General features: G+C 68.2%; 20 protein-coding genes and 5 pseudogenes. 9 read left to right on the top strand and 16 right to left on the bottom strand.

What is annotated here, in order from left to right:
• The first annotated feature begins 42 nt into the window (after window positions 1-42).
• Window positions 43-312 carry a helix-turn-helix domain-containing protein gene (locus AB0C46_RS26435; RefSeq protein WP_362830758.1) on the top strand — a complete coding sequence of 90 codons (270 nt, stop codon included), beginning with the start codon at window positions 43-45 and terminating at the stop codon, window positions 310-312.
• 288 nt (window positions 313-600) lie between these two features.
• Here the strand turns inward: AB0C46_RS26435 and AB0C46_RS26430 are convergent, their stop codons facing one another.
• Window positions 601-1,806: an alpha/beta hydrolase gene (locus AB0C46_RS26430; protein ID WP_362830756.1), complete on the bottom strand. Its 1,206-nt coding sequence runs from the start codon at window positions 1,804-1,806 to the stop codon at window positions 601-603.
• A 323-nt stretch (window positions 1,807-2,129) separates the two neighbouring features.
• Here AB0C46_RS26430 and AB0C46_RS26425 point away from each other — a divergent pair, with 323 nt between their 5' ends.
• Window positions 2,130-3,362, top strand: a complete 1,233-nt coding sequence (locus tag AB0C46_RS26425) for an RICIN domain-containing protein (protein ID WP_362830755.1) — start codon at window positions 2,130-2,132, stop codon at window positions 3,360-3,362.
• 298 nt (window positions 3,363-3,660) lie between these two features.
• On the opposite strand, the pseudogene AB0C46_RS26420 reads toward AB0C46_RS26425, so the two are convergent.
• Both AB0C46_RS26420 and AB0C46_RS26415 read right to left on the bottom strand, forming a co-directional pair.
• A pseudogene (locus tag AB0C46_RS26420) lies at window positions 3,661-3,735 on the bottom strand (IS5/IS1182 family transposase); the annotation flags it as partial.
• A 27-nt stretch (window positions 3,736-3,762) separates the two neighbouring features.
• Window positions 3,763-4,126: pseudogene (locus AB0C46_RS26415) on the bottom strand (transposase family protein); the annotation flags it as partial.
• 246 nt (window positions 4,127-4,372) lie between these two features.
• Between AB0C46_RS26415 and AB0C46_RS26410 the strand changes: the two are divergent.
• Window positions 4,373-4,816: a cupin domain-containing protein gene (locus AB0C46_RS26410; RefSeq protein ID WP_362830753.1), complete on the top strand. Its 444-nt coding sequence runs from the start codon at window positions 4,373-4,375 to the stop codon at window positions 4,814-4,816.
• 126 nt (window positions 4,817-4,942) lie between these two features.
• On the opposite strand, the pseudogene AB0C46_RS26405 reads toward AB0C46_RS26410, so the two are convergent.
• The 5 genes and pseudogenes from AB0C46_RS26405 to AB0C46_RS26385 all read right to left on the bottom strand — a co-directional run.
• Window positions 4,943-5,306: pseudogene (locus AB0C46_RS26405) on the bottom strand (IS1380 family transposase); the annotation flags it as partial.
• A gap of 5 nt (window positions 5,307-5,311) precedes the next feature.
• A pseudogene (locus AB0C46_RS26400) lies at window positions 5,312-5,563 on the bottom strand (transposase family protein); the annotation flags it as partial.
• Between the two features lie 43 nt (window positions 5,564-5,606).
• Window positions 5,607-5,915, bottom strand: coding sequence for a hypothetical protein (locus AB0C46_RS26395; protein WP_362830752.1), 309 nt, complete (start codon window positions 5,913-5,915; stop codon window positions 5,607-5,609).
• A 187-nt stretch (window positions 5,916-6,102) separates the two neighbouring features.
• A pseudogene (locus tag AB0C46_RS26390) lies at window positions 6,103-6,255 on the bottom strand (IS701 family transposase); the annotation flags it as partial.
• 155 nt (window positions 6,256-6,410) lie between these two features.
• A complete protein-coding gene (locus AB0C46_RS26385; RefSeq protein ID WP_362830751.1) occupies window positions 6,411-7,100 on the bottom strand; it encodes a nitroreductase in 690 nt (229 codons plus the stop codon).
• Between the two features lie 100 nt (window positions 7,101-7,200).
• Here AB0C46_RS26385 and AB0C46_RS26380 point away from each other — a divergent pair, with 100 nt between their 5' ends.
• A complete protein-coding gene (locus AB0C46_RS26380) occupies window positions 7,201-7,794 on the top strand; it encodes a helix-turn-helix domain-containing protein (RefSeq protein ID WP_362830750.1) in 594 nt (197 codons plus the stop codon).
• A gap of 246 nt (window positions 7,795-8,040) precedes the next feature.
• Here the strand turns inward: AB0C46_RS26380 and AB0C46_RS26375 are convergent, their stop codons facing one another.
• The gene (locus tag AB0C46_RS26375; RefSeq protein WP_362830749.1) at window positions 8,041-8,469 is read right to left on the bottom strand and encodes a VOC family protein; all 429 of its coding nucleotides are present in this window, start codon (window positions 8,467-8,469) and stop codon (window positions 8,041-8,043) included.
• Window positions 8,470-8,782: 313 nt separating this feature from the next.
• Between AB0C46_RS26375 and AB0C46_RS26370 the strand changes: the two genes are divergently transcribed.
• The 3 genes from AB0C46_RS26370 to AB0C46_RS26360 all read left to right on the top strand — a co-directional run bounded on the left by AB0C46_RS26370 (window position 8,783) and on the right by AB0C46_RS26360 (window position 13,151).
• The gene (locus AB0C46_RS26370) at window positions 8,783-9,733 is read left to right on the top strand and encodes an SDR family NAD(P)-dependent oxidoreductase (protein WP_362830748.1); all 951 of its coding nucleotides are present in this window, start codon (window positions 8,783-8,785) and stop codon (window positions 9,731-9,733) included.
• 481 nt (window positions 9,734-10,214) lie between these two features.
• Entirely contained in the window at window positions 10,215-11,630 is a 1,416-nt protein-coding gene (locus AB0C46_RS26365; RefSeq protein WP_362830747.1) for a DEAD/DEAH box helicase, read from the top strand.
• Between the two features lie 417 nt (window positions 11,631-12,047).
• Entirely contained in the window at window positions 12,048-13,151 is a 1,104-nt protein-coding gene (locus tag AB0C46_RS26360; RefSeq protein ID WP_362830745.1) for a Gfo/Idh/MocA family oxidoreductase, read from the top strand.
• A 263-nt stretch (window positions 13,152-13,414) separates the two neighbouring features.
• Here the strand turns inward: AB0C46_RS26360 and AB0C46_RS26355 are convergent, their stop codons facing one another.
• The gene (locus AB0C46_RS26355) at window positions 13,415-14,185 is read right to left on the bottom strand and encodes an alpha/beta fold hydrolase (protein ID WP_362830744.1); all 771 of its coding nucleotides are present in this window, start codon (window positions 14,183-14,185) and stop codon (window positions 13,415-13,417) included.
• A gap of 310 nt (window positions 14,186-14,495) precedes the next feature.
• A complete protein-coding gene (locus AB0C46_RS26350; protein WP_362830743.1) occupies window positions 14,496-15,224 on the bottom strand; it encodes a VC0807 family protein in 729 nt (242 codons plus the stop codon).
• 776 nt (window positions 15,225-16,000) lie between these two features.
• On the opposite strand from AB0C46_RS26350, the gene rfbC reads away from it, so the two are divergent.
• On the top strand, window positions 16,001-16,627 hold the full coding sequence (gene rfbC / locus AB0C46_RS26345; protein ID WP_362830742.1) for a dTDP-4-dehydrorhamnose 3,5-epimerase: 627 nt from the start codon (window positions 16,001-16,003) through the stop codon (window positions 16,625-16,627).
• Window positions 16,628-16,817: 190 nt separating this feature from the next.
• Here rfbC and AB0C46_RS26340 read toward each other — a convergent pair whose 3' ends face one another.
• From AB0C46_RS26340 to AB0C46_RS26330, 3 genes are all read right to left on the bottom strand, one after another.
• Window positions 16,818-17,843: a methyltransferase gene (locus tag AB0C46_RS26340; RefSeq protein WP_362830741.1), complete on the bottom strand. Its 1,026-nt coding sequence runs from the start codon at window positions 17,841-17,843 to the stop codon at window positions 16,818-16,820.
• A 127-nt stretch (window positions 17,844-17,970) separates the two neighbouring features.
• Entirely contained in the window at window positions 17,971-19,179 is a 1,209-nt protein-coding gene (locus AB0C46_RS26335; protein ID WP_362830740.1) for a macrolide family glycosyltransferase, read from the bottom strand.
• A 305-nt stretch (window positions 19,180-19,484) separates the two neighbouring features.
• Window positions 19,485-19,922, bottom strand: a complete 438-nt coding sequence (locus AB0C46_RS26330) for a cold shock domain-containing protein (RefSeq protein ID WP_362830739.1) — start codon at window positions 19,920-19,922, stop codon at window positions 19,485-19,487.
• Window positions 19,923-20,697: 775 nt separating this feature from the next.
• On the opposite strand from AB0C46_RS26330, the gene rfbH reads away from it, so the two are divergent.
• Window positions 20,698-21,999, top strand: coding sequence for a lipopolysaccharide biosynthesis protein RfbH (gene rfbH / locus AB0C46_RS26325; RefSeq protein WP_362830737.1), 1,302 nt, complete (start codon window positions 20,698-20,700; stop codon window positions 21,997-21,999).
• Window positions 22,000-22,072: 73 nt separating this feature from the next.
• On the opposite strand, the gene AB0C46_RS26320 is transcribed toward rfbH, so the two are convergent.
• Together AB0C46_RS26320 and AB0C46_RS26315 are read right to left on the bottom strand one after the other, a co-directional pair.
• Window positions 22,073-23,302, bottom strand: a complete 1,230-nt coding sequence (locus AB0C46_RS26320) for a macrolide family glycosyltransferase (protein WP_362830736.1) — start codon at window positions 23,300-23,302, stop codon at window positions 22,073-22,075.
• 10 nt (window positions 23,303-23,312) lie between these two features.
• A complete protein-coding gene (locus AB0C46_RS26315; protein WP_362830846.1) occupies window positions 23,313-24,326 on the bottom strand; it encodes an NAD(P)-dependent oxidoreductase in 1,014 nt (337 codons plus the stop codon).
• Window positions 24,327-24,347: the final 21 nt, after the last annotated feature.

Here is a 24,347-nt window from a genome sequence, read left to right as displayed (position 1 = left end):
CTCCATGGTCACCGGGGCTGGTGCCCATCTCGATGCTGAGGCTTGCCACGCCGCCTGTCCGCGCGGGTTCTTAAGGTTTTCGCTCCGTGGCGGCCTTCGAGGCGTTCGGCATTCCGCGACCGGCTCGGCCTCTCGCCCATGTCCTACGTCCGCAACCTGCGACTCGACCGGATTCGTGAGGACATCCTCGCCTCCACCGACCCCATCAGCACGATCGCCTATCGGTGGGGTGTCCACCACCTTGGCCGCTTCGCCGGCCAGTATCGCCACCGCTTTCACGAACTGCCCTCGGACACGGCAGCCCGGAGGTAGACCCAGCCTCTCCTTCCCTCCTTGCCACGCTCCCCCGCGCATCCTGCAACCGTCGCGGGCGGGGACCGCGCCGGCTTTACGTCCTCGCAGGCCACACAGCGCGCGGCGTCAGCGGGGCGCCGGAGTCCAGCGGTGCCCACGCCGGCCACCCCCCAGTCCTGAAACGGCTCAACTCCTCAGAGCGGGGTACCCACGTGGTGGTACCTGCCGGTTGGCCCGGGAGGCACCACCACACCTCTGTCTGCTCTCGGCCTCGGACGGCCGGTCAGCGGGCCGCCCTTCGAGCTGTCAGATATCAGCTCCCGGCGTTTTGTTCACCTTCAGGTCCTTCGGAATCGCCGGCAGCAGTCGCTGCTTCGAGGTGACCTCGCGGATCGCATGAGGGTTGGTGAAGGTCTGTTGAGGGGCCTGATGGAAGGTGACGGCCGGGCCTGTCTTGCGCAGATTGCCCCCCTTGGGGGCGAGGCCTTTGAGCGCCGGGAGCCGGTAGGACTTCGCTCCGTGCAGCGCCTGGTCCAGGAAGGAAGCGGTGATCTGAGCGGCCTGGGCCTGGGCTGCCGCCGGTGCGGCAACCTTGGAGGCCGGGCAGTCCCCGACCCCGCCCTCCTTCGTGTCCGTCGGGGGGAGGTTGGTGTTGAGCATCCGGTGGCCCGTACCCGCGAGGAGTACGTCCGCCGCGACCTTCGTCGAGCCCGACTTGGCCAGATCCTTCATCTCCTCCAGGCCGGCGCTCGGTTCGACGTCCTCGTCACACCCTCCGCGGACATTGAGGACGGGGACCTTGTGCGTCGGCTTCTCGGCCCCTGCGGCGGGTTCGAGGGCGACGGCGCCGAAGAGGCCGGCCCGCTTGGCGGCCTGCGGTGACAGGACGTAGCCACCGGCCCGGCTGTGCCCGACCAGCCCCACGCGGGAGGTGTCGATCCGCCCCTGGACCCCTGGGATGTTCAGGCCGTGGTTGACGCCGTTGTTGAGATCGGAGAGCAGTCGTAGATGCGCGTTGATCAGTTCCGTGTAGCCCTTCTCCGGATGGGTCTCGCCTGACCACCATGTTTCCGGGGAGACGACGTCGATGGACACGGCGGCGAAGCCCTTGCGGGTCAGTGCCTGCACGACGTGTGACAGACCCACGTCATGGCGCAGGTAGTCAGGACCAAGGTTGGGGTTTCCGGCATCGCCGGGTTTGGCGCAGACCAAGGGCCATTGAGCCTTGACCGGCTTACGGGGGAAGTAGGGCGGCTTGTCGGAGTAGGCGCAGTTGTGATGCGAGCCGTGCATGACGACGACGACCGGGTGGGGTCCTTTCCCCTTGGGCATGCCGAGGACGCCGTGCACCTGTGTCGGGTTCCCCAGTGGCGAGCTGGTGATCTTGAGGAGGCCAGGGGCGAGTTGATAGCTGGTCAGGCTTGCTCGGTCACTGGGCTTCGGCGTGCTCGTGGTATCCGCCGACGCTTCGGAGGCGCCGCATACGAGGGTCATGGCGAGGGTGGCGGTCACGGCCGTGAAGCTCGCAGACCGGAGTTTTCGCGTATTCACAGCTGGAAGGATGCGTATGGCGAATGAGGGGTTCCGACGGCTGATTGCTGCCCCTGAGCAACTTCCGTAATGGTGCCACCGAACCGAACTCGCCGACGACGTGGCCGCACGACTCATCCACGGTCTCCAGGACAACCACACTCGCGACCACGCCTTGGAGTACCCACAGGACTCACCACCTCCCGCTGTCCGACGACTGCCCTGGAAGCAGCGCTACGTCAGTTGACGGAGGCATCAGCCCTCGAATGGTTCGTACCGTGCAGGCTCCATGACGGATCACAGCAATGGAGGGGCAAGCCCGTGAGCGGCCAGCGATCTGGGCCGATCCCAAAGAGCATGACCCGCCGAAGGAGAATGGAAAGACCGTAATTATTGACGCGACCTCGCGCCGTCCGCTACGTACGGTAGCGGCATCCATCCCGCTCGCACTCATCGTCGCCTTGCCGGTGCTCAGTGCCGGACCAGCCCACGCAGCAAGTCCCAACGCCCTATTGGGCATCTCCATGTCGACGGCCCATCACGGTGTCGATCTCCAGGTGGGTGTGCCGTACGACGCAGAGTATTGGACTGACGCCAAAATCGAGCGAGGGGGAGCCAACTCAACCTGGAGTTTCGGGATCAATCCCCAAACTAACGACGGAAGATTCGCAATTCGCAATGACTCACTTACGGCGTGCCTCGACTTCAACACCGACAACAATCACGTCGTCGAGAATAGCTGTGACTGGAAAAACAGCAAACAGAACTGGTACGCCCAGCCATCGGATATTGGCGGCGACTACTTCGTGATACGGAACGTCAACAACGATAAGTGCATGGCCACCGTTGGCGGAACCGACAACCCCGTGGTGGGGCTCGAAGACTGCGCTAAGGGCGACAAGGAACAAGCGTGGCTCATGTCCTCCAAGAGCGGCTCCGAGTCTCCACAACCCATGCTCTCTGAACTGGCCGTCAAATACGGTCTGAGCCAGTTCGACCGCAAGTCCAGTGTCATCAAATCGGCAACGTACGAGGTGACTGGAGAGACCACAGCGAAGCTCGGTAACTACGAAAACGTGACGGTGGGTGGGGTCACGGAGAACCTCACGACTGAAATCATGGACGCAGCCGTGGCTTGGGCCCAGACCACCGGGACGACATACACCGTTGGAGGAGATGTCACCTACACAACAGGCGCCAGTATGGGGTTCGAACTCGGTCCGGTAAAGGCGACGGTTCAGTCTTCCCTGGCGGTTGGGGTCAACTGGTCGACGGCCACGAGACAGGATCAAACGCTCACTAGCACCCGGACCATCCACATCAAGCCCGGCACGTACGGCTGGATCATGCGGGCCCAGCTGGAGAAGACCGTGCGCGGCCCGTGGACGATCACCAACGACATGGGGACGACGTGGACCGGCCTCGGAACCGCCACCGTACCTGTCGAAAAAGTCGACGGCATGGAAAGCAAGGTCACCGGTTGCACCTCTGACAGCAAAGACCCGATCTGCACGAAGAGCGATCCCGGGAAGCCGTAGTGCATTCGCGGGCCCGGTCAGGCCCGTCGGCACATCGGCGGGCCTGACCGGGCCGCATGGTGCCGGCTCCGTGGATGTTGCGGCCTTCGCGTAGCGGTGGCGATGCCTCGCCGCTGCTTGAGGCGTTGCTGCATCGCTCGACGGTGTTGCGCAGCTTGGAGACCCCGCGGTCGAAGGCGGTTGCTCGCCGGCCTGCCCAGCGACGAGCGGGAAGGTCGGCGAGGGCCGTGCCATGCCGCGTTCGACAGGAGCCCGGGCCTGGGCGAGAGCACGGTGACCGTGTGCTGGGTCGGGGTACGTGCTTGGTCGAGTAGCCGCCGCGGCTGTCGCCGACTCGGTCGCATTCGGCGAGGGTGCCGACCAGCAGGACGAAAGCCCGGGTCGCGATCACGCAGCACTGTTCGGCGATCGTGTGGTCGCGGGTGGGCATCAGGGGTGCCGTCCACGATGAGCACGGTGTCCTAGCGGAACCGCTGCCGCGGGTGCAGCGCGAGCATGGGCCCGAGGTGGTCGATGATGCGGTCAGCGGCGGACTTCGAGACTCCGAACAGCAGGGCAAGCTGGCGCATCGTCAAGTTCGTGCGCCAGTACGCCGCCACCAGGAGCGTCCGGTCCTCCAGCGACAGGCTCCACGGCCTGCCCCGCCGTGCCACATCCGCACCCTCGCGGTGCAACGCAGTCACCAGCTTGCCGAAGTAGCGCGGACTCAGCCCGGTGAACGGGGCTATCCAGGAAGCCTCCGACGCCGTGATCACACCAGCCACATCAAGATCATCTCGCCTGTGACCGGTTATGGGGCAACCCCTTGGCCGACCTCCATCGCCTGCCCTCTCCGAGGTGTCTGACCTGCCGTTGGCTGCCCGGTGTACGGCTAGCGATTGCCCGGGCGGGAAGCCTTCGCCCCAGAGGTGCGCGTTGCCATTACAGCAACAATAGTTGCCGTCCTGGGCGCGGTGGTCGCAGCCTGATGCTGGACCAAAGGTCGTCGACAACAACCAGGAGGCCACACGATGGCTACCCATGAAGGCGTCGGATCCGCACTGAGCGAGGACGGCAACGGGCCGTTGGGCAACCGCGTGCACCACGTTCGAGCTGGCGAGTTGGATGGCCATGCCGCCATCAGTGGCGGCACAGTCGGCTCGAAGAAGCTCTGGATGGGCCTGGTGGAGAATGCGCCGTTGAGTGCAACGGACAACCATCATCACGGCGAATCTGAGGCGGGGATCTACGTGGTCAGCGGTCACCCCGTGTTCGTCTTCCACGACGGCGTACAGGAGGTACGGATCTCCGCCGATCCTGGCGACTTCCTGCTTGTCCCCCCGTTCGTCCCGCATCGCGAGGAGCATCCCGACCCGAACGAGCCCGTGGTCGTCGTGATCGCACGGACCACGCAAGAGCCGATCAAGGTCTCCGTGCCCGAGCTGTACCAAGTCAAGGAGACAGGCACGCGGTAGGAAGAAGACGTGGACCGGTTGATCGGGTGAAGCACCCGCGCCCCGTTCCAGACACTCCGGTAGGACTCCTACCGTGTGGATGATCGGTGCTGACTCCACCGTCACTCACGGAGGAGCCAGACGCAGCGACCCCGGAAGCGCGACTCGTGCGACCGGGTCACGCGAACTCCCGCCGGAGACCGTACAGCCCCTGGCGGGCTTCCAGGTCGCGGTCGCGTCCTCCTGGTCGGAGTGGGCGATCGCGAGGTCGTCCTTGAGGTCGACCGTGACCTGTCCCGTCGGTCTCCGGGGCATTGTCGCCCGTCAGCGACCAGCCCCGGCCACGGGCTTCGGCCCGTGCGGACCGGACGGCCTGCAGAGCTTTCTCGCCGGAGGCGGCGAGCGTGTCGATCAGGCGGGAGATGGTCGGGGCGGAGGCGACCGGGCCGAAGGCGGCCGGCTCACACCGCAGTATCGCGACGTCCGCGAGACAGTCCCCGCCGAGAGCGACGTCCAGATGATCCGGTCAGCGGCGGACTTGGAGACGCTGAACAGCGGGGCGAGCCGACGCAGCATCAAGTTCGTGCGCCACTACGCCGCGACCAGCAGCACCGGTTCCTCCAACGGCAGGCCCCACGGCCGCCCGCGCCGCGTTTCTTCCGCGATCTGGCGACGCACCACCGTCACCAACTTGCCGAAACAGCGCGGGCTCAGCCCGGTGAACGGGGCTGTCCAGGACAGCTCCGACACCGTGATCACACCCGCCACACCAAGGTCATCTCATCTGTGACCAGCGGTTACGGGGCAACCTCTACTCCACCGCATACAGCAGATTGTACTCAGCGCCATCCGCTCTGAAGCGCAGACTGCGCTCACCAGGCGTATCCGTGATCCACTGCTCCCCGAGCTTGCCATCCCCGGCTGTTCCGCCGTCGTCCCCCAGAGAGACGGCAATCGTTCCCGTGAAGTCGCAGTCGTACTTGACGGTGTACATCCGGTCTCCCAGCACCGTCCCATTCCACACAGTGCCACGATTCTGGACGACAAGCCTCGGCTCGTCGAAGCCGCTCCAGTCCTCAGTCGTGACGCACTTGAGCTTCTCCAGATAGAGCTTGGCCATACCGTCCCCAGTGAAGGATCCTTCTCGACACTTCGCATCCTGCCGAGCCTCAATAAACGATCACTAAACGAATGGACGCGGCACTCACCGCCAAGGCGATGCCCCGCCCGGGGCCGCCAAGGCGACGCCCCGCCCGGGGGCGCATTCAACAAGTCGTCGCAACACATGGAGTGTTGGGGTCGCACCGCAGGTGTTGCATGCCGTGCGGGCCGGCCTCCCCGGCCCACTGCGCGATCGTCCAGCAGTTCTTGCGCGGTAGGCCCAACAACAGGTTCATCACCAACCGCCCGGCACGCAGGTGGGATTCGTACCGGGCGAACCGGCCCGCGATCCGGCTCATGACCACCTAAAACGCCTCGCGCCATCGGGCGGGAACTGCACCATGGCCTGCGGCCACCGTCTCATCGTCAGTCCGCACAACTCACGATGATCAACGGTGGCCGCGCCCTTCTTCGCGCCGGCCCGACCAGCGAGATCACGATCTCTGCAGGAGCACTAACAGCGAAAGGTCGTGGTCGCGTCGAGGGCGGCCCTGTCGGTCGTGATGTGGTTGACCGGCGCACTCTCGTCGGCGTAACCGAAGGAGATCCCTACCAGAAGCTTCCCGCGGTCCACGCCGAGTTCGCCACGAACGGTGTCGGCGTAGAAGCTCAGCAGTCCCTGCGGGCAACTGGCCAAGCCGTACGCGGTCATAGCCAGCAGCAGCGTCTGGGTGTAGATCCCGACATCCGCGGCCAGTCGTGCCCCGGCGCCCCCGGCCGTGAAGAGGAACGCGATGTGCGGGGCGCCGTAGAAGCGCAGGCTCTCGGCGTCGAAGGCGGCGCGGGCCGCGTGGTCGTTCCGGCCGATGCCCAGCGCGCCGTAAAGCGCTGTGCCGAACGCGGCGCGGCGACGCTGCTGGGCTATCGAGTACATGTCCTCGTGGTAGGGGAAGTCGACCGTGGTGCGCCGCTCGGCGTGGGCCGCCTGAAGCGCGTCGGCGAGGCGGTCCCGAAGCGACCCGCTCACCACCTCGACCTGCCAGGGCTGTGTGTTCGAGCTGGACGGTGCGGCGCCGGCGAGCGCGAAGACCGCGCGCAAGGTCTGCTCGGGCACCGGGTCGGGCCGGAATGCGCGGGTCGCGCGGCGGCCTCGGATCAGCTTCTCCGCGTAGCCGCTCAGCTCGGTCGGGTGGGACGGGCTCATGGTGGTACTCCTCGGACGTCTTAGGTAAACGGAAACGTGTACTTGAGCTCGACCGTAATGGCGACTCCGCCTAAAGTAAACGTTCGCGTATACTTGAGCCATGGAGGCAACGACCACGAAGACCCAACGCCGGGGGCGCGGCGGGCGTGAACGGATCCTGGCCGCAGCCGCCGTGCTGTTCGCGAACCAGGGGATCAACGCGACCGGTATGGAGCAGGTTGCGGAGGCCGCGCCGGTATCCAAACGCACTCTCTACGCGCATTTCCCGGCCAAGAGCGACCTGGTGATCGCCCACTTGCAAGAGCTGGCCGCATCCGGACGGACCCTGGAGAGCGTGCTCACCCGCGAGGATCTCGGTCCTCGGGAGCGGATTCTCCAGCTGTTCGACCTCCCGGCACCGGACGCGTCCCCGGTGCGCGGGTGCCCGTTCATCGATGCCGCGGCCGAGTTCCCCGACCCGCAAAGCGCGATCCACACGTACGCACGCGAGCAGAAGCTGCTGATGGCGCAGCTCGTCACCGAGCTTGCTGCGGAGCTGGGCGCTGCCGAGCCTGCCACGCTCGCCGAGCAGTTGGTCACGCTCGCCGACGGCGCGGCCAGCCGCGCGATGGTGCTGAATCGGCCGGACTACGGTCGACACGTGCGCGCCGCGGCGGAAATCCTGCTCGACCGGGCTCTCACGCCGATGAGTTAAGAAAGGTTACGGCCGGCCTTGCGGCGGACGCTTGAACATCCCTCCGTTGCCGTTCGGCTGCCCCCCATCGACACCCACGGGGATACGCAGCGGGCGTGATGCCGACGGTGTCACGGAATCGGGCACGCATGTTAGCCATGCTTGGCATCGCCCGGCTGCACAACCTCGCCCTCACGGGACAACTCCCGCCCCGTGCGAGACCAGAGAGGTCCAGGCGGCTTCCCAGATCTCCGGCTCGGAGATTGCTCAGTCGATACAGAACTCGTTGCCCTCGATGTCCAGCATGGGGATACACGAATCGTTGCCGTCATACAGCGTTTGCAGGTGTACCGCGCCGAGCGGGACCAGTCGCGCGCATTCGGCCTCAAGTGCGGCGAGGCGCTCCTGACCCACGAGACCGGTGCCGACCCGCACATCAAGGTGCAGCCGGTTCTTGGCAGCCTTCCCTTCGGGGACGCGCTGGAAGTACAGTCGCGGACCCACTCCTGAGGGATCTATGCAGGCGAACCATGAATCCCGCTGCTCAGGTGGCTGCGAGCCCTTGAAGTCGTCCCAGGTGGCAAACCCCTCCGGTGGCGGCGGTACGACGTACCCCAACACCTCGCACCAGAAACGGGCGAGGCGCTCAGGTTCCGCGCAGTCGAAGGTGACTTGGAACTTCTTGATCGCTGACATCGGCGCACGATAGCAGGGCAACTCTGTCGCTCATTTCCGTAGGTGGATCTGCCCGCCATCCGTCGCGCCCTGGGCCGCATGGGACGCCAAGTGATCAAACCGGACAGTCCACGAGAACGACGCGACCGTGGCGGCGGAGCGCACCAGTGGTCCCAGGATCCAGTCCTGACCGCCCACTTACCCGGGATGTCGGCTCTCCGGCGGGACTGTCGGTGATCCATAGGCGATGTGTCGGTGGCCCCTGGAACCATGGGTGGCGAGTTGCCCAGCGGAGCAGCCGCAGCCGCCTTCAACGCAAGGGAGCCCCATAGCCATGTCGTCCACGTCCTCCGCCCTGCCCTGGGATGTCCAACGGCTGCCGCGGGCCGATGGCCGCGTCTTCCTGGTCACCGGCGGCAACGCCGGCATCGGGTACTTCGTCGCGGAGCAATTATCGGCAACCGGAGCCACCGTCGTACTCGGCAGCCGGAATCCCGCGAAGGCCGAGGTCGCGACGGCCTCGATCCGTGCGCATGTCCCTGGCGCGCGGGTGCGGGCCGTACGGCTGGACCTCGCCGACCTCTCGTCGCTCGCCACAGCGGTGGAATCACTGGAGGTGGAATGCCTCGACGCCGTGGTCCACAACGCCGGTGTCGCGCTTGACGACCCGCCGCGCAGGGAGACCGGGGACGGTCACGAGCTCATGTTCGGCACGAACCACCTCGGGCACTTCGCGTTGACCCGGTGGCTGATGCCGCTGCTGTCGGCTGCGCCGGCGGCCCGCATGGTGACCATGGGCAGCTTCGCGGCGAAGTCCGAGCGGCTCGACCTGGACGACCTGCAGTCCCGGAAGGACTACCGGCCCAAACGCGCCTACGGACGCTCCAAGTTGGCACAGATGTACTTCGGCGTCGAACTCGACCGCCGCCTGCGTGCTGCCGGCAGCACGGTGGCGAGCGTGGTGGTCCATCCCGGTGGTGCGCTGGACTCCCTCACCCCGTCACTGCCGCCGGTCCATGTGCGAACCACCGGCGCACGGCTGAGCGCGGCACCGGCGACCCTCCTCGTCCAGGGCAAGCACGCCGGCGCATGGCCCGCGGTCCGGGCGGTGCTCGACCCGGCCGTGCGTGGAGGCCAACTGTGGGGACCGCGCGTCTTCGGCCTGCGCGGCGAACCCCGACGCGAGCCGGTGTGGAACCACCTCACCGACACCTCCGTCGCGGCGCGCTTGTGGGAGGCAAGCTGTGATCTGACCGGCGTCGACCTCGGCACCATCCCCGGATAGCCTCCGCAGCCTGCGGGCCGTGCCGTCGTCGGTACCGATCTGTCCGGCCTCGACGAGCACGGTCGCCTGGTCTCCGTGCCGAAGGGGGAAACAGCGCTCTACGGCATACCGCGCGTCAGATGCCGACTGTGCGGCCGGACCGATGCTGCGAGGCGGCGTTCAGCGGCTCAGTGTCGTGTGGGAAGCCCGGCCGGGCACGCCGGGAATCGGTCTCGGCCCGTGTCACGTCGCCTACCCAGGCGGAACGATCAGCACCACAGCGTCGGGCCGACGATCAGTACCACAGCGTCGGGCCGAACTGTCACGTTGTGTTAGCCTCAAACGTTTGGACGGGCGTGACGGCTGGCGATTCCGTCCGTCGGGTTCCCCTTGTTCGTCGCCTGCTCCTCCCTGTTGTTGGTCGGCTGCTCCTCCTGTTGTTCGTCGGCTGCTCATTCCTGCCGGGCCTTCCTCGGTACGTTCCCCATGCGGAAGGCTCTTCATGAACCACCCGGACCGCCCCGGCACCTCGCACGGCGACCTCGCCCAGCCAGTGCCCGTGACCCCGACGGTGTCCCCGGTCGCCTCCTTCGCCGGCCTGGACCTGCCGGCCGAGGTGCTGCGAACGCTCACCGAGCTCGGCGTGCGCGAGCCCTTCCCGATCCAGGCGGCCACCCTGCCCCACGCCCTCGCAGGACGCGACGTCCTGGGGCGCGGACGCACCGGATCGGGCAAGACGCTCGCCTTTGGCCTGCCGCTGCTCGCACGGACGGCCGGGCGGCGCGCGGAGTCCAAGCAGCCCCTCGCCCTGATCCTGGTGCCCACCCGGGAGCTGGCCCAACAGGTCACCCAGGCGCTCGCGCCGTATGCCGACGCGCTCCGGCTGCGGATGGCCACGGTCGTCGGCGGCCTGTCGATCGGCCGGCAGGCCGCTGCGCTGCGCGACGGGGCCGAGGTCGTCGTCGCCACCCCTGGCCGCCTGCACGACCTCATCGAGCGCAAGGCCTGCCGCCTCGGACGGGTACGGATCACCGTCCTCGACGAGGCTGACCAGATGTGCGGCATGGGCTTCTTGCCGCAAGTCAGCGAGGTCCTCGACCAGGTGCACCACGACGGCCAGCGGATGCTGTTCTCCGCCACGCTGGACCGCGACGTCGATCACCTGGTCCGGCGCTACCTCCATGACCCCGTCGTCCACTCGGTCGACCCGTCCGCGGGCGCGGTCACGACCATGGACCACCATGTGCTGGTCGTCCATGGCCCCGACCGGTATGCCGTCGTCACGGAGATCGCCGCCCGCGACGGCCGCGTGCTGCTGTTCCTGGACACCAAGCACGCGGTCGACCAGCTCACCCGGCATCTGCGGGCCAGCGGAGTGCACGCCGCGGCCCTGCACAGCGGAAAGTCCCAGCCGCAGCGCACCCGGACCCTGGCACAGTTCAAGAACAGCCAGATCACCGTCCTGGTGGCGACCAATGTCGCGGCCCGTGGCCTGCACATCGACGACCTCGATCTGGTGGTCAACGTCGACCCGCCCACCGACCCCAAGGACTATGTGCACCGCGCGGGCCGCACTGCCCGGGCCGGTGAGTCCGGCCGCGTTGTCACGCTGGTCCTCTCGGGCCAGCGCCGAGAGATGAGCCGCCTGATGGCCGAGGCCGGCATCGAGCCGACGACCACCAAGGTGCGCTCGGGTGAGGCGGAGCTGAGCCGGATCACCGGGGCCAAGGCTCCCTCCGGTACCCCGCTCGACAGTGGGCCCGCCGCACCCCGGGCCAAGAACACCAATATCCCCTTCCGTGGCCTGGGCACGAGCAAGGACGCCTCCCGCGGCACCGGCGGCAGGTCCCGCAAGGCCAGTGAGGCCCGTAAGCTCGCCGAGGCCCGCAAGGCGGCCCGGGTGCGCCGCGGCGACTGAGCGCCGGATCCCGCGGGCGGCAGCCGGCCGGCGCTCGGCCGCTCCCTGAGCCAAGGCACCGGGGGCCGTTCCCCCAACCAGCGATTCCCTAGATTTGCCCCGCCACTCTCGCCTCCTCCCACCGGTACGTGCTGGGCTGGGCTCTCAACTGCCTTGGGCCACACGAATGGGGACGCGCCATGGGATCCGCCACCGCCGCTGGGTGCCGCGCATGCCTCGAAGCGCGGGTCTCCTTCCGACCCGATGCTCGACCCGTTCACCGCCATCGCTGTGGACCACGGCGTCGGGCCGTCCTGCTTCGCCACCGGACCGACGTCGTCGGTCTGCGACGGCTGCCGACGCGACCGGCCCGGCCCATGGCGGTGCACGGGCTCAGGTCGCAGCGCCCCAGTAGCCACCCCTGACAACGGAGGAGTCATGGCTTACGAGCCGAACGTGCCGGTGATCCCTGACAAGCGCCAAGCACAGCCACTGTCCGGACGTACCGGCTCGGCCCCTGATCGCGACGCCGCGGATGCCGACGTGACACCACCGGTGCGCTTCGGCGCGCTGGGCACCTCGTCCATCGCCTGGCGGCGGGTGCTGCCGGCGATGGCGGGCTGCCCGGAGACGGAACTCGTCGCGGTGGCCGGCCGCAGCCCGGAGCGGGCCCAGCGGTTCGCCGACCGGTTCGGCTGCGCCGCCTCCTCCTACGAGGCGCTGCTGGAACGCGAAGACATCGACGCCGTCTATGTGTCCCTGCCGCCGGCGCTGCACGCCGAATGGGCGGCCAAAGCGCTGCGCGCAGGCAAGCATGTGCTGGTCGAGAAGCCGATTGGCACGACGGCAGCCGAGGCCCGTGAAGTGGTGGCGCTGGCTGAGGACCGCGGCCTGGTGCTGCGGGAGAACTTCATGTTCCAGCACCATCCGCAGCATGACGCGGTAGCGGCCCTGGTCGCCGAAGGGCGGCTCGGTGGGCTGCGCTCGTTCCGCAGTGTGTTCTGTTTCCCTCCGCTGCCGTCACAGGACATCCGCTACGTTCCGGGGCTGGGTGGCGGTGCGCTGCTGGATGCCGGCGTGTATCCGCTGCGGGCGGCGAGGATGCTGCTGGGCCCCGGACTGCGTGTGGCGGGCGCCACGACGCGCGTGCGGCGGTCCGACGGGCTCGATCTGTCGGGCCAGGCGTTGCTGGTGTCTCCCTCCGGTGTGCTGGCGTGCCTCGAGTTCGGATTCGAGCACGCCTACGGATCGTCCTATTGCCTGTGGGGCGACCGGGCGAAGGTCACAGTGGACCGGGTGTTCACCCCACCGGCCGGGTATCAGCCGGAGCTGCTGCTCGAAGAGCAGGATCACACGGAGCGGTTCACGCTCCCGGCGGCGGACCAACTGGGCCGGTGCCTCGCCGGTTTCGCCGCAGCCGTGGTCACCGGTGGCGCGGCCACCGGCCCGCGGGAGGCTCAATGGCGCGAGGACGCGGTGGCCACCATGCAGCTGGTCGACGCGATCCGCGACCAGGCCGTGCCCGTGACCGTCGACGAGTAGCGATACGGCCGTGACCGGGGGCTCGCCACGACTGCTCCGAGAGGGTCTGTGGCAGGCCTCCGGAGGTCACCGTCAGGGAACCCGCCCTGCCCGGAGGGCAACCGCCGCACCGTCGGAATCACCGGTCGGGGCCGCCTCCCGGGCAGGGTCATATCCGCAGCACCGCCCTGACACGCAGGGCACCTGACGGGCGCCCAGCGCCACCAGGCCGTCGGGGTGCGTGGGTGGATTCGAGGAGGTCGGTCAGGGCGGTAGGACGATACCTAGGCAGGACCCTGCAGGGCAGCCGAGGTGAAGTGATCGTGGAGTACGTTCATCACCTCTGCCTGCCGGTCGGCCAGGTAGAAGTGCCCGCCGGGGAAGACCCGCAGAGCGAAATCGCCGTTCGTGTGCCCTTCCCAGGCACGGGCCTCCGCGACGGAGGTCTTGGGGTCCTGGTCGCCGACGAGCACGGTGACGGGGCAGCGCACGACGGCTCCGGGCTCGCTTCGGTAGGTCTCGACCGCCTTGTAGTCGCTGCGGAGGGCGGGCAGCACCATGCGAAGCATCTCGTCGTCCTCAAGGACCCGCGAGTCGGTCCCGCTCAGCGCCCGTAGCTCCGCGACGATGCCGTCGTCATCGCGCCGGTGAACATCCTCGTCACGGTAGGCGGACGGCGCCCGGCGCCCGGATGCGAAGAGCCGCACGGGCCCGTTCCCAGCACGTTCCAGACGCCGTGCCACCTCGAAAGCCACCAGCGCGCCCATGCTGTGGCCGAAGAAGGTCAACGGCCTGTCGGCCCAGGCGCCCAGCGCCTGGGCGATCCGGTCCGCCAGGAGGCCGATGTCGTCGATCGTTTCTTCCTGGCGACGGTCCTGTCGCCCCGGGTACTGCACGGCGACGACATCCACGTCGGGACTGAGCGCAGCCGAGACGGGGTGGTAGAAACTCGCGGAACCGCCGGCGTGCGGGAAGCACACCAGGCGGCGGCCCGCGTCCGGGGCCGGGTGGAAGCGCCGGCACCACAGGCCGTCGTCCGCAAGGGGTGAACTCATGGGTCTGATCAGTCCTTTCCAGTGGGCCGGCACAGCCGAACCACTGCCGGCGCCGTCATCCCGAGCGGATCGGGAAGGTGCGTACTGCCGCCACTATCCATGGAGCCCGGACGGCCGGCGCAAGGCCTGTCGACTCGATGCACCGGAAGTCTGGTCGTTTACCTGGTTCTCAGGGGCCGGGAACCGGGACGGTGGCCGCATCGGCAGACACGCGGCCTGACCTCACCTCGGCGTACCGGACACGGATGACGGCGCGCCGCACCCTTGCGTGGTCACCTGCCGACGTGCCGGGCCATCCTGCCGACTCTTCTCATGCCCTCCCGGTCTCTTCCGCCTCCGCAGCTTCAGCGGACTCGGCCGGCTTGGCACGTCTGGGGAAGATCATGCGAAAGACACCGGTCCTGTGCAGGATGAAGTGCGTGATCACCTGCAGCACGAGGTAGGTCACGACATACAGCAGACCGTCGAGCGCCGGCACCGAGTCGACGGGCAGCGTGTAGGCCATGATCAAGCGCAGTGCCGCGTCGACCAGCAGCCCGCACCCCCACAGCACGGTCAGACCGCGCCAGACCCGGCGGAAGATCGGCTCGGTGAGCCAAAACTGTTCCAGGGCCTCTGCTTTGCCCGGCAGCAGAGACTTGAGCGCCCGGTAGGTGAACGGACGGGCGGTGAAAAGCGTGGCGAGGATCCCCAGGGCGACGAGCCCGGTGAACCAGCCGCCTCTGGCCAGGACCAGGCGCGGGGAGTCGGAGAGGAAGGAACCGAGGCCGACCAGCACGAGGATGGCGATGACGAAGACGCCGACGCTGTCGATTCTGCGTCGCGTGACGATGGAGTACCCGGTGCTGAGCGCCGGCGCGGCGGCACTGCACAGCAGCGACAGCAGCTCGCTGCAGCCCGCTGCGCGCAGCACGTAGTAGAGACCCGCAGGAAGGACGACGTCGCAGAGCAGTGTGATCGCGAACTGCCAGCGGGCAGCCGTCTGTTCTCTCTGCTTGCCGTCCGTCGCCGATTCTTTCTCGTCAGGTGGTGCAGCCATCGCTACTCCTTGAGCTGTCGGTTGCCGACCGTCGTTGTCGAGTCAGGACCGCTCTCCGGGGCCTGCGTCACGAGGGGATCGGCCAGCCTTGAACACCGTACGAGTTGCACAGTCACGTAAGAGTTAGCACCCAGGCAGGCACGGAGGTGACTTCGGCGAGCAAGTTCTAGATCATTTACCAGAATGCGTTCGGGAACCACGGGGGCCTGAGCCCTCTCAAGGCCTGAGCCCTCTCAAGGCTGGGTCCAGCATTAGGGAATCTTTCATATCGGTTCTGCCCATACTGATGCTGTGGCATCCGGGTTCAGCCCGTCGCTCCTGCCGGAACACCGGGACCGTGCTCTCCGCTGCGGTGGCACGGCAGAATTCCCGGCTCTTGGCTGAGGAGCGCCACGGCTGGGGCGGCCCGGCAGGGCAGGCGGGTATGCGCCCGGGCGCGGCAATGGCTGCACCTCGGCCCGCCCAACGGACGGGCCCTGGACGAAAGAACGTGATTCCGAACGTGGTGGGACGCAAAAACGTGAATGGCATGATGCGCACCGAACTGATCCGGCCGCACTGGCCCCATACGGGCCCCACAGGCAACAGCGCGCCGGACGGGGGTGCTTGGCGTGCCGCCTTCCCTGGACCGACCTGTAGCACGGGCCGTTCCGAGCCCCGCCGCACTCAAGCCGGATATCCGCGCGCAGTCGGCAGACGCCATGCGTGTCCGGTCCGGCGAGCCCGCCTCCGTGGCGCCATCGCCCGTTGACGACGCGACAGGCAGGTGATCGCTGATGCATACCCGAAAGCTCGCCGTAGCCGGCGGATTCGAGTTCACGCCGGATACTCACTCGGACCGTCGCGGGCTGTTCGTCTCGCCGATGCAGGAGCAGGCATTCATCGCGGCGGTCGGCCGCCGCTTCCCCTTGGCGCAGACCAACCACAGCAGGTCGGCCAGGGGCGTCCTGCGTGGACTCCACTTCACGGCCACTCCCCCTGGCCAGGCCAAGTACGTCTACTGTGCACGGGGTCGGGCGCTGGACGCAGTCGTGGACATCCGGGTGGGGTCCCCCACCTTCGGCAGCTGGGACCTCGTCGACATGGACTCGGAGTCCTTCCGGGCCGTGTACCTTCCCGACGGACTTGCGCACGCTTTCCTCGCGCTTGAGGACGACACGGTGATGTCGTACCTGGTGAGCACTCCCTACCGGGCCGAGCTGGAGCATGCGATCGATCCGCTGGACCCCGCGATCGGCCTGCCCTGGCCGCGCGAGACGGAGTTCTGCCTCTCCGAACGGGACACCGTCGCGCCGAGCCTGGCCGAGGCCGAGGCCCGGGGCATGCTGCCCCGGTACGCCGACTGTCTGCCCGCGGAGCCGGCCGGCGACCCGGCGGCGGTACCCGGCCTCCTGGGCCCGTGAGGGTTCCGGGGTGGTGGTCGACACCGCCCTGGACTGGGGGCGGACCCCACTCCACCAACGTGCAGTGGGTGGAGTGGCGGTCGGCGGACCAGCCGTTTCCAGGTACCGCCGCCTGAGGAGCCCACCGTGCCCCGAACCCCGAGCACCCGGGCGAGCCCACGGTGGGGCTGCCCGGGTGCTCTGCTCCGCCTCAGCGCTTTCGGCCGCAGATCACCACGGTGTCCGGCCCGAACATCACGCGCTGCACGGGGTCAATCCCCGCCTCGCTGAACCACTGCTCGTACTCCTTGGCCGTGTACACCATGCCTTCGCCGGACGCGACCGTGTGGAAGTAGGCGGAGAGGTAGGCCGCACGCTCCGATCCGGTTTCGTCGTCATCCTGGTAGTGGGTCATCACGAAGACCCCGCCTCCGGACGGCAGTGCGTGGGACGCCTTGGTGAGCAGTCCGCGGATGCGGTCGGCGGACCAGATCTCCAGGAAGTGTGCGAAGAGCACCGCGTCATGGCCGATGGGGAATTCGTCGTGGAAGGCGTCGAGGCTGACGGCGCGGACCCGGTCGGCCAGGCCCAGTTCTGCGATTTTCTCGTTGGCCCGGGGCGCGACCGAGGGCAGGTCGCCGATCGTGATTTCCAGGCCGGGCCAGAAGCGGGCCAGGTGCACCGCGTTCATCGCTGAGCCGCCACCGATGTCGAGCAGGTACCGGTACTCCGAGAGGTCGACCTTGGCGGCGATGCCCTCGGGGACGGGGTGGCTGGCGGCACCCATCATGGTGTGGAAGGCGGACTCCAGTTCCGGGTGTTCCGCGAGCCGGCCGTAGAGGCTGGGTGCCGTGCCGGGGATCTCGCGCTGCAGGCCGACGTTGGTGTCCTCCTTGAGGGACTCGCAGAACCAGCCGGCGGCACGGTAGATGCAGTGCAGGTAGGTGGCCGACGGCTGATCGGAGAGGGCACTGACCGGCTGGATGTACGGGGCGTTGTGGTAGCCGTCCCCCTCCTTCCACACCAGGCCCATCGTGGTGCAGCCCAGCAGCAGGATCCGGGTCGGCCGGCATGCCAGGCCCAGGCGTACGGAGAGCTCGTCCAAGGTGATGCCGGGAGTCTTCTCCAGGATGTCGAACAGCCCGAACTGGAAGGCAGCAGTCAGGTACTGGAACTGGTAGTGAGCCTTGTAGTGCGGCCCGATGGTCGCATCGTCCAGGTTGTTGGAGTTTCCCATTCCCGGTCCTCCTGGGGTAGGTCACGAGACACATCCGTACGGCGCCCGGCGGATGTGGAGAGGGCGCCGCAGGCGGCGCGGTCCGTTCGCTGTCCGTCCGGGCCGCGCCGGCGGTGCGGAACGCGGCTCAGCGAGCCGCCCGGATCCGCGATTCCAGCACGTCCGCCGCCCGCGTCGCCCCGCCGGCCGCCTCCGTCAGTTCCCGCATACGGCGCAGCTGTGTCCGCGTGGCCTCGTCGGTGATCAGGTGCTGCAGCGTGGTGAGGAAGTGCTCCTCGGTGGCCTCCCCCGGGTCGAGCAGCACCCCGAGCCCCAGCTCCGCCGCGCGTAGGCAGGTGATCCGGTGTTCCGGCAGGTGGGGGGCCATGAGCATCGGGGTGCCGGTGTGCACCGCGCCCATGAGGCTGCCCAGGCCTCCGGAGGTGACGAAGACATCGGCGTGTTCCAGGACGGCGATCTGGGGGACCCATGGATACACCTCGATGTTGGGCGGTACGGTCCCCAGTGTGGCGGTGTCGAAGCCGTTGCCCACGGTGATGACGGCGCGCCAGGGCTGGCCGGTGAGCGCACGCACGCAGGTACGGAAGAATTCCGACTGCGCATGGGACAAGGTGCCCATGGAGATCACGACCAGGGGGGTGTCGTCCTGCGGGGTGTCCCAGGTGAGGGTGAGGTCTTCGGTGAGGAAGCACGGTCCGACGAAGGCGGTCTCGTCTCCGAAGGTCTCCTCGGCGGGCTGGAACGCCCGGGGTGCGTAGACCACGCTCTCCACGGGCATCTGCCAACCCAGCAGTTCCTCGGTGGGAACGGAGAGCGCGCGTTCCTCGGCGAACTCCGAGGCGCGGCGGAAGAGTTCAGGTACCGCCGGGTGATCCTCGGGGAAGCCCATCATGGCGAACATGGTGCCGAACTCCCAGTAGTGGGCGTTGGACGCCATGGCGGGGGTGGACTGAACGGCGGGGCGGTTCCAGAGCGTTCCCAGGGTCCGGCCCGCAAAGGCGAGGGACATGTCGTGGAAGAGGAGATCGGGCAGACCATCGGTGAAGTGCTCCTCGGCCGCCCGGATCACTTCCTCACTCTCGATCTGGAGCAAGACCGCGTACCAGGCCAGGTGGTCGGGGGGCAGATCCGCATCCTTCATGGCGGCGTACGCCTCGGCCATCGGTGAGGTGTAGGGCACCACGCTCGCCCCGGTTTCCCTGACGGCCAGGGTGAATCCTTCCGGCGCCACAAAGGTCACGCGGTGACCGCGGCGCACCAGTTCCTCGGTGACTGCCAAGGCGGGACGCATATGTCCGTGGGCAGGAATGCAGAAAACGGCAATATGGCTGGACACGGCGGCGGTTCTCCTCGTTGAGTGCGGGACGCACGGAAGTCCCGGCTGAGCACAGGTATCCCGGTGCGAGCCAATGCCCGGATTCAGGGACAGTGCGAGAGTGCTGGCGCCGGAACGCCGAGTCAACGACCGTGCTGGAAGACTGGTTTATTCCTCAGTTTCCGCAAGCGGTCACACGGTGCCGGATGTCATAAGGAGGGTGGAGAGAAAGCCACAGGGCGGAGGAATCCGTGTGTCCGGCGCTCGCGGCACCTGGACGGTACGATTCCGCCGCCCTGTCTTTTCCGCCCCGCCGGGGCGGTGGATCAGGCCTCGATCCAGTTGTGCGCCTGGACCAGTTCCAGGACACGCCTGCGCACCTGCACGAGTTGCGCCGCGGTCAGCGAGGGAGCCGCGTCGAGCAGTGCCTCGGTCAGTTCGTTCCGGAATTCGGTGTGCGACAGGACATCGCACAGCAGGTCCTCGTCGGACTCTGCGCTCCCCGGCCGTTCCGGCCCGCCGGCCACCGGAGCCTGCCGCCGCACCGCGGTCGTCCGCACGGGCTCCAGCAGCTGTACGTCGCTGGCCTTGAGCCCGCGGTCCCCGGCCTCCGCGGTGTACTCCACCCTGATTCCACTGCGGAACAGATGTTTGTCGTCCCTCAAGTCGTTGACATGGACGAAGACGTCCTCACCGCCGGTGTCGGGGGCGAGGAAGCCATAACCGCGCACCTCGTCAAAACGCACCACCGTACCTGTAGCCACCACAACTCCCCTCGCCTCAACCAACTTGCACACGATCCCCTCACGCCCCGGAGCCAGGCTCCAGATCCTGCACCGGACACCGGTCAGTCCTCGGGCCGGGCATCCGGCGCGGGACAGAGCACGGCACATGACCGCCGCCCCGTCCCTTCCGCGGCCCCCTCGCACGGCCGTTCATCGTGGTGTCACGCGGCCCTGGGGGGATTCAGTATGGTCACCCCGCTCGCCGTACGGAGCCATCCGGGTGCCTGAGAAATCAACAGGACATTATCACCCGCACCCCGCTGGAGGATTGCGCCGGGACCTTGCCGATGCCGGGCTCACGCTTAATGCAGCCCGGCGGGAAATCCCCCCACACCCCTGGTAATTGACAGCGCTGTGGAGACGTCCGTCGATGGCTTCGACGTCCCGCTTTGACACACCTGCTTCGGCACACCTGCTTCGGCACACCGACCGTGCGCGGTCCTGCCCCTGTCCGGCGCCAGTACGGGTGCCCAGCGGGGGGGAGATTCCCCAGTGTGCACAGCCGGTGTTACCCCGCGTGAGGGGCACTGCTCCGGCTCTATGGCAATTCCTAGACTTCGCCAGCCGCCCTGGCCCCCTGCCGGAAGGGCGTGCTGAAGTGAATTGCCCGACCAGCCGACCGGATTCACACAACCGGTGCGCCGGGTGGCCCCGCAATCGTCGGCCATTCGTGCTCCGCGCCGCGCATCACGGATCGCGCCCCGCGGCGGCGCGACGGATCATCCCGCAGGACACTCACAGGAGGCGGCAACCGATGGGGTACAGCAAGAGCGACATTCTGGAACTGGTACGCAGCTACCACCAGGACAACGTCGCGTCCGGATTCGTGCCAGGGGTGACGCCGGTGGGGGCGTCGGGCGCGGTCCTCGATGAGGACGACCGGGTCGCCCTGGTCGAGGCGGCCCTCGACTTCCGGATCGCGGCCGGCGCCAGCTCACGGAATTTCGAGCGTGCGCTCGCCAAGCACTTCGGGCTGCGGAAGGCGCATCTGACCAACTCCGGTTCGTCAGCCAACCTGCTGGCGCTCAGTGCACTGACCTCGCATCAGTTGGAGGACCTGCGGCTGGTGCCCGGCGACGAGGTCGTCACGGTGGCAGCCGGTTTCCCCACGACGGTCAACCCGATCATTCAGAACGGTCTGGTGCCGGTCTTCATCGACGTCGAACTCGGCACCTACAACGCCTCCGCGGAGCGCATCGAGGAGGCCATCGGCCCGCGCACCCGGGCCATCATGATCGCCCATGCGCTCGGCAACCCGTTCCCCGTCGAGGAGGTCGCGAAGATCGCCAGCGATCGGGGGCTGTTCCTCATCGAGGACAACTGCGATGCGCTGGGCAGCACCTACCGCGGCAAGCTGACCGGCACCTTCGGGGACCTGGCCACGGAGAGCTTCTATCCGGCCCACCACATCACCATGGGCGAGGGCGGGTGCGTGGTGACGGACAACATGGTGCTGGCCCGGTTCGTGGAGTCGCTGCGGGACTGGGGGCGCGACTGCTGGTGCGAGCCCGGTGAGGACAACCGCTGCTTCAAGCGGTTCGACCAGCAGATGGGCACCCTGCCGCACGGCTACGACCACAAGTACATTTTCTCGCACATCGGGTACAACCTGAAGTCGACCGATCTGCAGGCGTCGCTGGGGCTCACCCAGCTCGCGAGGATCGAGGAGTTCGGTGCCGCCCGTCGGCACAATTGGGCACGGCTGCGTGCCGGGCTGGACGGTCTGCCCCATCTTCTGCTTCCCGAGCCCACGCCGGACAGCGACCCGAGCTGGTTCGGGTTTGTGATCACGGTCAAGGACAGCGCGCCCTTCTCGGCTGCCGAGCTGATCGACCACCTGGAGTCCCAGCGGGTGGCCACCCGCCGCTTCTTCGCCGGCAACCTCACCCGCCACCCGGCCTACCTGGAACGGGAGTTCCGGGTGAGCGGGCCGCTGACCAACAGTGACATCATCGCCGAGCGCACCTTCTGGATCGGGGTCTTCCCCGGGCTGACCGACGAGATGATCGACCACAGCATCCGCAGCGTCACCGACTTCGTCACCAGCCGCACCTGACATACCCGGGCGGCCGGTGCCCACCACCCCTCGGGGGTAGTGGGCACCGGCCGCCCGCTGTCGATGCGCGGTGTCAGCTCGGAACGTCCGCGTCGGCCCGGACGGCCCACTGCTCCAGCAAGCCGGCTGCCCGGACCGCACCCCCGGCCCCGCGTATGCTCGCCCGCATCCGCGCCATCCGCTCCGGGCTCTCCGGGTCGGCCACGATGTCGCCCACGGCCGCGGCGAGGGTATCCGCAGTCAGCTGGTCGCCATTGATCATCCGGCCCAGGCCCAGCTCGGCCAGGCGCCGTGCGGTCAGGGTGAGTTCGAAGGTCTGGGGGGGCACCGCGACCACCGGTGTGGCGAAGGACAGCGCCTCCATGACGCTGCCCATGCCCGCATGGCAGACCAGAACGTCGGCGTGCGGCAGTACCACCGGGTGCGGTAGCCACTGGTGGGCCTCCACATGCGGCGGGAGGGCGCCGAGGCCGGCGAGGTCCCCGTCGCGGCCGAGCGTCATCACCACGTGCCAGTCGGCTTCGTCGAAGGCGTCCACACAGGTACGGAAGAAGTCGCGCTGCTGGTTGGCCTCGGTCCCCAGCGAGACCAACGCCAGCCGCCTGCCGTCGGCCGGCGGCGACCACGGCGCATCCTCCTCGGGCTCGGTGACCGTGGGTCCCACGAAGGCGAAGCGCTCGTCGAACGTGGAGCCCTCGATCTGGAACTCCCGCGGCAGGAAGCCCAGGTTGCGCTCGTCCCACTCCCGCACGAAGCGGCCCAGCCCGTCCGGGGCGATGCCGTTGTCCTGGGCGAACCGCATCACTGCCGTCCCGCCCTCGCGTATCGACGGGTCGTCGGGGTCGAACAGCATCTCTCGCAGGGAGAACACCTCGTTCGACACGTGGCTGACGCCCAGCTGCACGGTGGTGACGCAGCCGAGGACATGCGCGGTCATCCGCGCGGCCGCGAACGACTCGAAGTCGTAGAGCACGATGTCCGGCGGGTCGGCCGCCAGGGTGGACAGCGCGAGCGGATGGACCCGCTCCATCGACTCGACCAGCAGGTCAAGACCTTCGGCGGCCAGGCGGGCCGCATCGGCGTAGGGCTCCTTGAAGAACGCACCGCGCCGGGACGTGTAGCCCACGGCCCGAGCGCCGGTCGCCTCGATCACCTCGCTGTACTGGTGGTCGACGAAGTACGTCACCCGGTGGCCACGGCGGACGAGTTCACGGGTCAGCCCGAGCGTCGGGCCGATGTGCCCGAAGTCGGCGAACAGGAACACGGCGACATGCCGCGGGGGGCCGTCTGCGAATGCTGACACTTCGATACCTTCACTCATTGGTCGGGGCGGGGCGGGCACGGTGGGCTGCCGGGCGGTCCGGGGGACGGGGGGCCGGGCCGGGGGCGGTGCCCTCCCACAGATCGCGTGCCGAGCTGTCGATGCTGCGGCGCGCCGTCCAGTGGAGCAGCCGCCTGGCCCTGCTGGTCTCCACCCGCATCCAGTTCAGGTCGGTGTGGGCCCGCACTCCCCCGGGTTCCGCCTTTTCGACGATCCGTGCCTGCTTTCCACTGGCGGCTATCAGCCGCTCCACCATGGTGCGCACCGGGATCGCCTCGCCCCGACCGATGTTGATGACCTCTTCGCCGACCGGCAAGGCTGCCGCGGCCAGCACCGCGTCCGCGGTGTCCCGGGCGTCGACGAAGTCCCGGCTCGCCCGCAGCGGGCTGACCCGGACCACCGCTTCGCCGTCCGCCTCCGCGGCGCGCAGTTGCGCCGCGACCTGCCCCAGCAGGCTGCCCGGTGAATTGCCGGCACCGATCACATTCGACACCCGCAGTACGACCGCCTCCACCTGCCCGGCCGCGGCGGCGGTGAGGACCGCTTCGGTGCCCTGCAGCTTCGTCCGTCCGTACAGCGAGGTCGGCCGGGTCGGCGCCCGCTCGTCCAACCAGGTGTCCGGCGGCTGCGGGGCGTATTCGAGCACCGAGCCCACGTGGACCAGCCGGGGACGCCAGGACGCGGCGGCCATGGCCGCGAGCACGTTGCCGACCAGGGCGTGGTTGGCCTGCTGCATGACGTCCGGCGAAGGCACCCATGCGGCGCCGGCCGCGTTCACCACGGCATAGGGCCGCTCGGCGTCGATGAGGCGGGCCAGGCCGTCCGGTCCCTCGCCGATCAGGTCCATCGGGAAGAACCGCCCTGCCCCGGTCGCGGTGCCCGGCCGGCGCGCCACCATCAGCACTTCCTCGCCGGCGGCGCGGACCGCCGCGGAGATATGACGGCCGACGGACCCGGTCGCCCCCAGGACCATCACCCTGCGGTGCGTGCCGTCCGGGTCTTTCATGTCGCTCACGAAGTTGCCCGC

Source organism: Streptomyces sp. NPDC048637 (assembly GCF_040650675.1).
Lineage (GTDB): Bacteria > Actinomycetota > Actinomycetes > Streptomycetales > Streptomycetaceae > Streptomyces.
Note: the sequence above shows the minus strand (reverse complement) of the source record. Positions and strands in the feature narration are given on the sequence as shown.